The following is a 12,766-nucleotide window of genomic DNA, read 5'->3' as shown; positions in this document are numbered from 1 at the left end:
GCAACATGTGGCGGGGAGGAACATCCCTGATCCGTCTGTCCTGCGCCGCCGAAGGCGCCGCGCCGAGGACACGCGCCTTCCTCGCGAACGCCGCGGGAAAACCTCGTGGCATCGACGTTGCTCTTCCTGTTCGCATGACGACCGCGCTTCGCTTTTCGACGTCCCTCCCTTCCGCGCTCCTCGTGCTTTTGATGGCGCTCCCTGCGTCCGCGGAGGAGTCGCCCGAGTCCGCCCCCAGCGTGGGGCCGCGCAAGCGCTCCTTGTCGGCGAGCTTGAACGTGACGCCCTTTTACTTCGGCGAGGCCGTGGGGTTCACGAGCGGAGGCGGCGATTATTACTCGTCCGCCGAAGACCCGCTGCTCGTTGGGTTCTCGGCCGATTACATGTACAAGTACGACCTCGTTCGCCTGGGCTTCGGGCTGCGGTACTCGCACACCTGGGACACGAGCCCCGGCTGGAGCAACTTCTACGTCCACGAGCTCGGGGCCACCGCGCTCCTCGGGCTCGGCGGCACGACCAAGGGCGGCGTGGACTTCGCCGCGACGCTCGGCCTCGGGATCGGCCACTCCTGGATACCGACCTTCGATTTGTACCCCCCGAGCTGGGGCGTGACCGGCGAGCTGCTCGTTTCGGTCGCCATTCCGGTCACCCGGTATACCGATTTCCTCCTGCGCAGCGGCCTGCGGGTGGCCTTTTACAAAGGCAACCTGCCCGAGAACGGGATGCCGGCGGCTCAGGACGCCTTTCTCGCCCGCGCCTACATCCCCTTCGAGGTGGGCTTCCGCAGACGCTTTTGAGGGCCAGGAACGAGACGGGCACGGCGATGTAAGCCGCATGTAAGTTCCTCCGCAGCCCTCTTCGGGCCAGGTCTGAGCCGACCGGAGCGCAAACGATGACGCCGCGCGCCGGGCCCTTCCCACCCAACGGAGACAGACATGATGGTCCGCAAGAGCTTCCTCCTCGTCGCCGGAGGTTTCCTCGCTTTGATCGGCGCCTGCGGCGGCGACGATGGCGCCGCGTCGAGCGCGTCGGCTGCGTCGGAGGTCGTCGAATTGCCCCTGCACGGAGAAGACGACCTCCTCCCCGGATTCGCGTATTCCACGGGGCTACAGCCGAGCGGCTCGCCGGTGCAGGCGTCGTTCGACCTCTCGGCGAAAGGCGCGGCGACGGTGGACGCCAAGGCGGCGCCAAGCGGATCGAAGAGCGCGCCCAAGCTCACGGGCATCGCGGGCAGCGGCAAGGTCGCGTTGTCCGGTGGCTTCTCGATGGTGGGCAACCTCAAGGTCGACATCACCGGGCTGCCTCCCTATGACGGCCCGATCCCCGGCCTCGAAAACATCGAAATCACCTTCGAGGGGAGCACGGCGTTCGACCCCTTCTCGATCGGCACGGGCGTCACGACGAAGGCGCTGATCCCGGCCGTGCGGCTGCCCGAAATCCCGCTCGGGAGCGTCCCCGGCTCGCTCGTCCTCGAGGTCGAGGACGGGAGCTTCGTCGAAATCGGGTTCACCGGCACCTGCGCCGCCATCGACGGGACCGACGTGGCCTACGAAGGCGACATCGTGCGTGGCGGGTCGCTTATCATCCAGCCGAGCATCGAAATCAAGGTGCCCGGCCTCGGCACGAAGACGTTCGAGATTCCCAAGTTCACGGCGGACCTTGCCCTTGGCACCACGAACCTCGCAATGAGCGCCGAGGTGTCGAAGTTCGGCCTGCCCGCGAGCGGAGACGATGCCAAGGTGGGGACGTGCGAAGGGGATGGGGCTGGCGGCGGCGGTGGCGGATCGTCATCGTCCTCCGGCACCGGTGGCACGGGCGGCTCGGGCACGGGAGGTTCGGGCACGGGAGGCTCGGGCACGGGAGGCTCCGGCGCGGGAGGAGGCGGTCCCCTCTGCAACGACGACCTGAACCCCGAGCCGAACGATACCAAGGACACGGCGACCCAGATCATGGCCGACGTCAGTTGCAGCCCGCTGACGGAAGACACACGGGTCGGCGTGCTCAGCAGCGAGACCGACATCGACATTTACTCGTACCCGAACGGGATGGATACCTGCGCCGGCCCAGCCAAGCCGTGGCTCAAGGCCTATCCGACCAAAGCCTCGACGTGGTTCTGCCTCATCCCGCATTGCTACACCAAGGACATCCCGGATATCCTCGAATGCCAGGACGGGCAATACTACACGATTGACGGCATGGAAGCCTGCTGCAACCAGGGCGCTGACGTGCTGATGCACCTCCAATGCACCGTGGGCGCGAGCACCCTGACGAGCTTCCTCGTCTACGTCGATCAGCCCGGCGTGAACGAGTGCACCGACTACGCATACTCGCTCACGTACGTATCACTTTGAGGAGACGCCGCGCGCTGCACCCTCGCGTCGCAGCGCGCGGTTGTACCGCTCCACGAAGCGTCGGGCCTCGCTCTTCGTGAGGAGGTGGTCGTCCGTCCATCCGTCGTAGGGCGCGCCGAGGAGCCCGAGCCCCGCCGCCAGCGACGGGACCGAAATGCCCAGCATGATCCCTCCGACCGCGGGCACGCGCCGGTCGGACACCGCGGGATTGTCGGTGGCGAGAATCACCACGCCCACCGCCGCAGCCAAGACGCCGAGGCTCCCGACGACCGCGCCGGTCACGCGCATCTGCGGCGAGCGATCGCGTACGAAATCGTCGAGTTCGTGGGAGCCGGTCCGGTTCGCGTAGCGGCGTATGAATTCGTTTTCCGTGATGCACCGCTTTTTCGTGCAGAGTTCGAAATGGTCTCGATTCCGGGTCGATTCACGGACCTCGATGCTCTCCGCATCGTACGTCGCCCCCCCCGCGTGCTCGGGTTTCGTCTCGTCGGCGAAGGGGGGCTGCGCGCCCTGGCCGCCGAGCGCGAAGGCGACATAGCCGCGCACGTGGCGCCGGTCGATGCGCGTGAGTTCGAGCGGACGGGGGCCCTCGTCGAACGCGACGTCCGCAGGGCCGCCGGGCGCCGTCTCGCGCGCGAGCGTGATCTCCCCTTCGCCGAGCGTCGCCGAGCGGACGTAGCCGACGCCGCACGAGGCGCTCTGACAGCACGCCGTGTAGGCCTTCGTGGCGGCCTTCTCGACACGTGTGCGCACGTCGAAGCGGTAGTAGACGTGCGACGCGCCCGGAGCGCCGGCCGCACGCGCGGCGTCCGGGGAGAGGGGCTCGGCGTCTTCGATGACGTCGCCTGGAACCGGCCGCGGCTCGACGTCGACGAGAGCGGCCGCGCACGGGTTGGGGGCGAGCTGGTCGGCGAGCGGCCGCGTCGTGACGTAGGGCGCGAGGAGGACACGGCCGAGGAAGGACGCGTCCTCGGAGGGGGCGAAGACGAGGTGTTCGTCGCCCGCGAGGGGAGCGCGCGCGCGGAAGGGGGCGAACGCACCTCCGCGCAAGGTGGGCGGGGTGTTATTCACACAGCCGGCGGCGGACGCCAGCACGAGGAGGGCGACGAGGACGGCGCATGGTTTCATGAGGCTCCACCGTGCGGTCACGGGGGCTTACGTGCCGCTTACATCCGAGGTTCCCCCGCGGGTTCAGCAGAAATCGAGCGAGAGATCGGGCGAGAAGAAGTAGCCGAGGTCATTCCCGAGGAGGACCTCGCGCAGCCCGAGATCACGCATGCGGGTCAGCATGACGTGGAGGCGGTTGCGCGCGGCATCCGCCAGGATCCGCTCGCCGGGCCAGCCGATCTCGATGAGCTGCTCGAAGGAGGACGGGCGGGCCGGCGCGACGAGGTGGGCCCGCGCGAGCGCGACGAGGAGGCGCCGCATGACCGGTCGGTTCGCACACGCGACGCGCGGACCCCGCGGCGGCTCGAACCAGCGGCCGGTGGCGTCGATCCGCAGGACGCGGGGCGCCGTGGGAGCCGCGGGGGCCGGGGACGCGTGGGTCGCGAGCGCGCTGCCGAGGAGGCGCGCGAGGACACGCAGCTCGGTGACCCACCGAGCGCCCGCGCCGTTCGCAGTCGCGAGCACGGCGCCGAGCCGTCGGTGTGCGCCGCTTTCGAGCTCGGCCGCGGCCCCGCCGTCGCCGTTCGTTCGAGCGCGCTGGGCCTCGGCCAGATCGAGGAACCCTCTGCAGATTTCGAGCGCCGGCAAGTGCGTGTCGGCCCCCGCGTCGAGGTCGTGCTCGGCCGCCGCGAGCAGCTCGCGCGCCTCGTCGAGGTGGCCGACCGCGGCTTCGAGCACGCTCGAAACGACCGTGACGAGCCCCGAGTAGACATGCCGGCCGAGCCTACGCACCCGCGGGAGCGTTTCGCGCAGCTCCAGCCGCGCTTCGAGAGGACGCCCCTGCTCGAAGAGCACGACCGCTCCGCACGCCAGCGCGGCCACCTCCAGCGTGTGCTCGCCGGTGGCGCGCGCCGCATCCCGGGCTTCGCGGTACCGAAGCGATGCCTCGCTCGGATCCCCTGCTTCGAGCGCGGCGTGCCCCAAGCCGAGCAGCAGGCGCGGGGGCGGCGCGAGGCCGAGCGCTCGGGCATGGGCGAGCGCCTGCTCGGCGTAGGCACGCGCGGCATCGAGCTCCCCGGCGTCGAGGTGCACGTACATGAGCTCGAGACGCATGCTCAGCTCGAAGGGGGCTTCGCCCACCTCGCGGAAGCGTTCGAGCGCCTGCTCCACGAGCATCCGGGCGCGCGGCTGCTCCCCGCGCAGGCGGGCGACGAAGCCGAGCATCGCATACGCGAGGCCCTCCAGGCGGCGGTCGCCGACCTCGATCGCGAGGCGGAGCGCGTGGTCGGCGGCGCTGCGGCTCTCGTCGAAGCGCCCGCGCAGGAGCAGGACGAGCGCGAGGAAGCGCCGGGCGAGCGACTCGAGGGACACGTCGTTCGCGCGCACCGCGAGCGCCACCGCCTCGTGGAAATCGCGCTCGCTCACGTCGAGCCTCGCGGCGCGCCAGGCCACGCGCCCGCGGGCGATCAACGCATGGCCACGGACGCGCGGATCCACCTCGGCCGCGCACGGGTGCGCGAGCGCTTCGTCGAGCCAGAGGAGGTGCGCGGAAGGGGAGCCGTCGTGCCAGCGGGGCTCTTCGAGCGCCACGAGGATCCGGAGCGCGGCCTCCACCTCCTTCGGAGCGCTCGACGCGAGGCCTCGGCGCACGACCGCGAGCAGGTTCTCTCGCTCGACGAGCAGCCGCCGCGCGGCAGCGCTCGGATCTTTGCGCGTGAGCGCGGCTCCGCGCTCAGCATACGCGAGGAAGTAACGCGCGTGGCGCTCGAACGCCGCAGCACATCCCTCCGACGCCACGAGCCGCTCCTCGGCGTACTTGCGCACGCTCAGGTACATCGTAAGCCCCAGCTCGCCTTTGCCGTCGTCGTGCCGCGCATGGATCAGGAGCGACTTGTCGCGCAGCGCCTGCAGGGCCTCGAGCGCGTCGTCCCCGCCGGGATCGAGCACCGCTTCGGCGGCGTCGGCGCCGATGCGGCCGTGGAAGACAGCGCACTGCGCGAAGGCTTCCTGCTCCCACGGCTCCAGGAGCCCCCACGACCAGTCGATCGCGTCGCGCAGGGTCGATTGACGGCCGCCGGCCTTGTCGCGTCGCCGCAGGACGTCGATGCGCCGTTCGAGACGTTCGAGCAGCTCGGCGGGCGTGAGCGTGCCGAAGCGCGCAGCCGCGAGCTCGATGGCGAGCGGGAGTCCGTCGAGCTCCCGCACGAGGCGCGCCACGACGGGCACTTCGTCCGGCGTCGGGTCGTACGAGGGAACCACCTCGCGGACGCGCGCCATCCACAACGCGACGGCTTCGCTGCCGGCGAGATCGTCCCGCTCGGGCAGCGACAGCGGGGTGAGCTCGTGCACGACCTCGCCCGGGATGCGCAATCGCTCGCGGCTCGTCACGAGGAACTGGAGCTCGGGCACGGAGGTGAGCCACGCGCCCACCGTCGCGTCGGCGTGCTCGACGACGTGCTCGAAATGGTCGAGCACCAGGAGCGCGGGCCCGAATGCCGCGAGCGAGCCGACCATCCGCTCCATCAGCTCGTGCTCGCCGGCCCCTTCGGGCTCGGGCACGCCGATCGCGCGCGCGACGGCGGCGCGGATTCCGGCGGCCCCGCGCGCGCCTTCGAGGTCGCAAAAGCCGACCCGCAGCGGCTCGTCCTGCGCGGGATCCGCGAGCCTTTCGGCCAGACGCGCCGCGAGCGCCGTCTTGCCGATCCCCGCGGCGCCGGTGAGCGTGACGAGCGGCGCTCCTTCGGCGATGAGCGGCTCGACGCGGGCGAGATCGGCGCTCCGGCCGACGAACCCTTTGGGGGCCGATCCGGGCTGCACACGGAGCCGCAGCGATGAGCGAACACGTCCTCTCGTCACGTTTGATGCCAAGGACGGATGCTACGACCGCTGCGTCGAGCGGGAAAGCATCGACGTTCCCGGGGCTCTCGCGGCTTCTTCCACCGTAGGCCTCGAAGTCGAAAGTCCCTGCTTCCGTGGGGGCACATGAACACCCATATAAATTTTCCTACCCGACAAGAAAAACGAGGGGGTCGCGGGGCGGAATCCCCTCGAAAAGCGCCCGAGCCTTGCTGTCGCGCCGGACAATCCTGCGCGGGCCCCCTATCCTCGCCGCCCCGTGCGTCGCGAAAGAATCGTCATCCTGGGCGGAGGAATGGCCGCCCTGACCACGGCCTTCGAGTTGACCCAGGTGCCCGGCTGGGAGGATCGCTACGAGGTCACCGTGTACCAGCACGGGCACCGCCTCGGCGGGAAGGGCGCGAGTGGCCGCAACCGCGAGCGATTCGATCGCATCGAGGAGCACGGCCTCCATCTTTTCTACGGCTTCTACGACAACGCCTTTTCCGTGATGCGCCGCTGCTACGAGGCGCTCGGGCGTCCCGCCGGCGCGCCGCTCGCGACCCTCGAAGACGCATTCAAGCCGCACTCGCTCATCGTCTTCGAGGAGCAATCCGAAGGCACCTGGCAGCACCAGCCCCTCCTCTTTCCTCGGAACAGCGATCCCCCGGGCCTCGGCCAAAAGGTCCCCACCCCGGCCGCGCTGATCCCGATCATGTTGCAATTCCTCCTCGACCTCTTCGACGCGCAGCCCGCGCTCCGCGGCGGCGCGGACACGACCCCGCGGCCGCTCGGCGTCGGGCTCCGTGTCCTCCGACGGGGCGTCGCTCGCTTGCTCGTGTCCCTGCGCGACCTCCTCGCCCCGCCCGAGCGGGGCCTCGTGGCCGTGCGTCGCGAGGAGCTCCTCCGACGGCTGCTCACCTGGTCGGCCGCTGTGTTCCGCCGGGGCGAGCGGCTCCTTTCGCGGCAGCCGGAGATCCGGAGCGCCTGGGTGGCCGTGGACATCACGCTCGCGATGATCCGCGGGATGATCGCCGAAGGCCTAACCGACCAGGACAACGTCGATTGGCGGCGCCTCGACCACGAGGACTTCCGAGCGTGGCTCCAGCGGCACGGCGCCTCCAAGGCCTCCGTGCGGGCCTCGACGGTCTCGGGCGTCTACGCCGGGGCCTACAGCGCCGACCGCGAGATCGGTGCGGGGACAGCCCTGCACTGGACGCTGCGGATGCTCTATACGTACCGCGGCGCGATTTTTTACAAGATGCAGGCGGGGATGGGCGACGTGATCTTCGCCCCGCTCTACGAAGTCCTCCGCCTTCGCGGCGTGCGTTTCCGGTTCTTCCATCGGGTCGACAGGCTCCGCCTCTCGGCCGATCGCCGGCGCGTCGCGGCGATCGAGATCGGCCGGCAGATCGCGGTGAAGGACGGCACCGACTACGAGCCGCTCGTCGACGTGAAGGGCCTGCCCTGCTGGCCGAGCGAGCCCCTCTACGAGCAGCTCGTCGGGGGCGAGGCCCTGCGCGCGAGCGGCGAGTGCCTCGAAGATTGGGGCTCGCGGTTTCCCGATCAGGAGCCGCCCCTCCTCCTCGAAGACGGCCGCGATTTCGATCGGGTCGTCCTCGGCGTGGGCCTCGGCGTTTTGCCAGCCCTCTGCGAGGAGCTCGTCACCGACCCCGAAAACCCACGCTTCGCCGCGATGCTCCGGGAAGTCACGACCACGCCGACCGTGTCGGCGCAACTCTGGAAACGCGACGATCTCCGCGCGACCGGCTGGCCCCTGCCCTCGCCGGTGATGATCCCCTACGCCGCGCCCCTCGATACCTGGGCGGACATGAGCCACCTCCTGCCGCGCGAGAGTTTCCCCGAGCCGGGGGGCCCGAGGAGCCTCGCGTACCTCACCGCCGCGATGGACGACGACGAGCCGCCGCCCATCGAGCGCTCTGCCTACGTGGGGTACGGCGCCCGACAGCTCGAACGCGTGCGCACGCTGACGGCGCGCCATGTCGACGCGTCCTCGGCCCACCTCTGGCCTGCGATCTCCCGGCCCGACGGCGCCCTCGATCGCAGCCGCCTCCACGCGCCGGCGTCGAGCGACGATCCCCTCGCCTTCCAGCACTTCAGCCCGGTCCAGCACCCCTCCGATCGGTATGTCCTCTCCCCGCGGGGGACGACGCGCCACCGCCTCGCCGCGGACGAGTCCGGCTACGAAAACCTCGTCCTCGCAGGCGACTGGACCCTCACGCCGATGAACCTCGGCTGCGTCGAAGCGGCGACGATGTCGGGCATCCGCGCCGCCCAGGTGCTCACGGGCCTGCCGATCCCGATGCACGACGACTGGCTCGGCGGCAGCCCCGCCGCGCCGGCGAACGCCCCCCGCCCCCTCTACATCGAGCGCGGCGTCAACGAGTCGACCTCGCCGCCCTACGACGCGCGGTCGAGCGTCATGGTCGCCACCCTCCTCCAGGCCGATCCGCGTCGCCTGCGCGACCTCTGCGGCCGCCACCTCGGTCTCCACGAGGAGCGCGTCTATATCCCGCTCGGCCCGACGGTCGTCTTCTACGCCCAGGACAACCGCCTCCTGTCGGCTATCGACGCGCCGGGCGTCGTCGCGGAGCGCGATTTCGGCTTCCTCGTCCCGGTGGTGATCTGCGAGCGCCGCGGCGGACGGCTCGAACCACGCGCCGTCGGCGCCTACATCCCTTACCTCTGGGTCGACCTCGGCGCGGCGCTCGTCGGCGGCCGTGAGGTCCTGGGTTTTCCGAAGGGTCACGCCGCTCTCGGCTTCGAGGCCCATACCTCCGGCGCCCTCGCCCTCCATGTCGACGCGTGGCTGCCGCCCGAGGGCGGCGGCGACCTCACCCCGTGGCGCCACGAGCGGCTCGTCGAGGTCCGCGACGCCGGCGAAAGCGCGCCCGCGATCTCGCTCCTCGACGCCCTGCGCGCGAGCCACGACGCGACCTGGCTCGGCGCCGCGGGCCTCGACGGCCGCGCGCAGCGAAAGGTGCTCGCCCTCGCCGTCGACTGCCTGCGGACCGGGTCGGTCACCATGGTCTTCCTCAAGCAATTCCGCGACGCCGCCCGCCGCGAGATCGCCTGTTACCAGGCGATCGTCGAGGCCCCCTGCCGCCGCATGGGCGCCTCCCGCGTGAGCGCGAGGCTCCCGCGCCCGATCGAGCTCTCCGTCTTGCGACGCGCCGGCCTCGCAGGCGCGCTCGGGCTCGCCGGCGAAGGCGACGAGGAGCGGGTGCGCCTGCGGGCCCTCGCCGGCGTGTACATGGAGCTCGACTTCACGATAGGCGCCGGCGAGGTCGTGACCCCGCGCCGCGACGGGGATGAAAAGGGATAGGAAGGCCCCCTCATTCACGAGGCGAGTTTCGTGTAGCATGGGAACATGCATCTCAGAACTCTATGGGTAAACGGCGCGATCCTGATCGCGATGAACACGGCATGTGGCAGCACCCCGGACCCGCCCCGCGATAGCACCGGGTCGACCGGCGCCTCGACAGGCGGCGCGGGGGGCACGGGAGGCACGGGGGGCGCGAGCTCGTCGAGCGGCAGCGGCGGCGCGAGCGCATCGTCCAGCAGCACCGGCGGCGCGGGCGGCACAGGTGGCGTGGGCGGCGCAGGCGGCACAGGAGGCATGGGCGGCACGGGAGGCATGGGGACGACGACCTCCACGAGCTCCGGCGGGCTCATGTGCAATGGCAATCAGGTGCTCTGCGGCGATGCTTGCGCGGACCTCGCCACGGACCCGAACCACTGCGGCGCCTGCGGCCATTCATGCCTCGACGCCGCCTGCAATGCGGGCCAGTGCGCCGCCACCGCTCTGTATACGGGCCATCAAGCCGAGCTGGTGCGCGTGGACGAGCTCCGCGTCTTTTTCTCGTCGCATATCGATATCCTGAGCATGCCGCTCGCCGGGGGCGCCACGTCCAAGGTGAACAAGGAGGAGGGCGTGCAGGCCTTCGGCGCAAGGACGATGGAGATCGTCGGAGGCAAACTTTTTTGGACGACGCCGTCTTCGCCGATCTTCGGCTACATCTCGATGGTCAACAAGAGCGGGTTTGGCCAGGTCCACATCGTGGAGCCCGCCGTGAATCACGGGCAGCCGCACAAGATTGCGCTCGGAAACATCGATCCTTCTGGAAATGCAACGGCCGTGTATTGGTGCGCGAAGGGCGACGGTCAGTCGCCCAAAAACGCCATCGTGAAGACGACGTGGGGCGCCGGTGGCAACGGGACCTCGACGAAGCTCGCGGACGCGTCGGCCCTGTTCCTCCGAGGAATCACGCTGCATCAAGCCGATGTGTATGTCCTCTCCGCCGAGCCCTCTCAGATCCTTCGCGTGCCGCAAGCAGGCGGCGCGGCGACGGTGTTCACGCCCGGCACCTGGTCCGGGATCGATCTCCTTTCGGACGCAGAAAACCTGTACGTGCTCGACGTGGGTCCAGCCACGAACGGCAAGTACGCCGACGGCAAGGTGTGGAAGATCCCGTTCGCGGACGGCGTGCCCGTCGCGCTGGTGACGGGCGTGCCCAATCCATGGGCGTTCGCGACCGACGGCGAGCGTATTTATTACACGTCCGCATGGACGGAGAACGGGCAGCTCGCCGACGGAGCGGTGTTCGCCGTGCCCATCGCGGGTGGTCCGGCGGTCACCATCGCGGACAAGCAGCCGGCCCCGCGCGGGGTCGCCGTCGACGGGACGCATGTATACTGGGCGAATTATGGCGTCGGGCCCAACCAAGTGGATGGCGGGGTGCTCAAGGCGCCGAAGTAGGTGGGGAGCGAGCGGGCCTCGTCAGAAATCCGCGACCCGCCCGCCCATCATCACCTTGCGGACCCCATTGATGACGACGTTGATGTCCGTCAGGGGGTCGCCCTCGACCGCGATGATGTCGGCGTAGTAGCCCACCGCGACCTTTCCGATCTCGTTCTGGGCGCCGATGCTCTCGGCGCCATGGATGGTGGCGGTACGGATCGCCTCGAGCGGGGTCATCCCGGCCTGCACGAGCCAGGCGAGCTCGCGTGTATTCTCGCCGAATCCGGTGAACACGGCGTCCGAGCCCATCGCGATCTTCACGCCGACCTGATGCGCCTGGGTCGCGCTGGCGAGGTTGTCCTGGATGTACGCCTCGAACTTCGCCTCCAGATCGGGGGCGTAGCCGAAGAACGCGAGGTTGTCCTTGTAATACCGGTTGTGATCGATGGTCGGCACGTAGATCGTCCCCTTGTCGATCATGTTGCCGCAGTCCACCATGTCGAGGCCCTCCGGGTGCTCGATCGAGTCCGGGCCGGCCATGATGGCGAGCTTGGCCGTGTCCTGGTGGTACGCGTGGATCGCGATGGGCAAACCCTCCTGGTGGGACGTGTCGACCAGCAGCTTGAGCTCGTCGAACGTGAACGTCGGCGAGCATTCGAGCGTCTGGTCGGTGCACTTGTCAGCCCATACCTTCACGAGGTCGGCGCCGCGCAGCACCTGGAGATGCACCCAGTTCTTCAATTCCTCGGTGGGGACCGCGGCCGGGTACTTGTAATTCGAGATTCCGCCGATGGAGTTGTACATCCGCGGTCCCAGCGTCTTGCCGGACATGATCTCGGCGCGCAGGGGGTTCAGGATGAAGTCGCGGCCTCCCTTGTCGATCGCGGTGGTGACGCCGGTCTTGAGCGTCGCGAGAGCGGCGTTGCGGGCAAGGTCCATGAGCTTGTAGACGTTGTTGTTCATCAGCCAGTTGACACGGGTCCAGGGGAGCGTGCCCGGCTCCTGGTCCGTCTGGTAGGTGAAGTGGACGTGGGCATCGACGAGGCCGGGGAGACCGGTGTACGCCGTCCAATCGATGACGCTGGCTCCGCACGGGATCTGCTTCTCATCCGTGCCGACGTAGCTGATCCGATCCTCGTGGATCACGATGATTGCATTGTCGATGACCGTGCCATCCTCGGGCTTCACGAGCTTGCCCAGCCGGATGGCCTTGTCGCTGGTCACGCATTCACCACCGCCGGTGCCGCCGGTGCCACCGCCGGTGCCGCCGGTGCCGCCGGTGCCGCCGGTGCCGCCGCCGATGCCGCCGGAGCCACCGGTACCGCCGGTGCCGCCGGCTCCGGTGGTGTTCTCATTTCCCGGCCCGCAATGAACCGTCGCAAGGAGGACGAAGGCCAACGAAGATGTTCGAAAAGCTAGGTTCCACATGAGAGAACTCCTGATCTGTCGGGAAGCGGCTCCATGCCGAGCGAGGGATGGACGTCAAGACGCCAGGTTCGTGAAGCGCAAACTGAACATCCGGATGCGCCGCACCGGTTTTTCGTTTCCTTCGCGTCGAAACGCCCATGGACGTGACCTGTGCACGTGACCGGACACGGGGCGTCAAGAAAGTCGTATGAGAAGCTTACGTCGACCTACCGCGCCAAACCTGAGGCTCGGCGGGCCGTGCGCATGAGCACATCCCGGGCCAGCGGCACGAGGGCCGGCGACA

General features: G+C 69.4%; 7 protein-coding genes. 4 read left to right on the top strand and 3 right to left on the bottom strand.

Annotation, left to right across the window (positions count from 1 at the left end; all coding sequences use genetic code 11):
• The first annotated feature begins 134 nt into the window (after window positions 1-134).
• A complete protein-coding gene (locus POL67_RS05175) occupies window positions 135-797 on the top strand; it encodes a hypothetical protein (RefSeq protein WP_271915927.1) in 663 nt (220 codons plus the stop codon).
• A gap of 138 nt (window positions 798-935) precedes the next feature.
• A complete protein-coding gene (locus POL67_RS05170; protein WP_271915926.1) occupies window positions 936-2,351 on the top strand; it encodes a hypothetical protein in 1,416 nt (471 codons plus the stop codon).
• On the opposite strand, the gene POL67_RS05165 is transcribed toward POL67_RS05170, so the two are convergent.
• Both POL67_RS05165 and POL67_RS05160 read right to left on the bottom strand, forming a co-directional pair.
• Entirely contained in the window at window positions 2,343-3,479 is a 1,137-nt protein-coding gene (locus POL67_RS05165; RefSeq protein WP_271915925.1) for a hypothetical protein, read from the bottom strand. The genes POL67_RS05170 and POL67_RS05165 overlap by 9 nt on opposite strands.
• A gap of 63 nt (window positions 3,480-3,542) precedes the next feature.
• Complete coding sequence (locus POL67_RS05160) at window positions 3,543-6,275, bottom strand: ATP-binding protein (protein ID WP_271915924.1); 2,733 nt, start codon at window positions 6,273-6,275, stop codon at window positions 3,543-3,545.
• Between the two features lie 298 nt (window positions 6,276-6,573).
• On the opposite strand from POL67_RS05160, the gene POL67_RS05155 reads away from it, so the two are divergent.
• Both POL67_RS05155 and POL67_RS05150 read left to right on the top strand, forming a co-directional pair.
• Entirely contained in the window at window positions 6,574-9,639 is a 3,066-nt protein-coding gene (locus POL67_RS05155) for an NAD(P)-binding protein (RefSeq protein WP_271915923.1), read from the top strand.
• Window positions 9,640-9,684: 45 nt separating this feature from the next.
• The gene (locus tag POL67_RS05150) at window positions 9,685-11,073 is read left to right on the top strand and encodes a hypothetical protein (protein ID WP_271915922.1); all 1,389 of its coding nucleotides are present in this window, start codon (window positions 9,685-9,687) and stop codon (window positions 11,071-11,073) included.
• A gap of 21 nt (window positions 11,074-11,094) precedes the next feature.
• On the opposite strand, the gene POL67_RS05145 is transcribed toward POL67_RS05150, so the two are convergent.
• Window positions 11,095-12,453 (bottom strand): amidohydrolase family protein, encoded by a 1,359-nt coding sequence (locus POL67_RS05145; protein ID WP_271915921.1) that lies wholly within the window; start codon window positions 12,451-12,453, stop codon window positions 11,095-11,097.
• Window positions 12,454-12,766 lie beyond the last annotated feature (313 nt).

The sequence above is a fragment of the Polyangium mundeleinium genome (genome assembly GCF_028369105.1).
GTDB classification, from domain to species: Bacteria; Myxococcota_A; Polyangia; order Polyangiales; family Polyangiaceae; genus Polyangium; species Polyangium mundeleinium.
The sequence above is the reverse complement of the archived record's forward strand: the minus strand, read 5'-3'. Positions and strand labels throughout refer to the sequence as shown.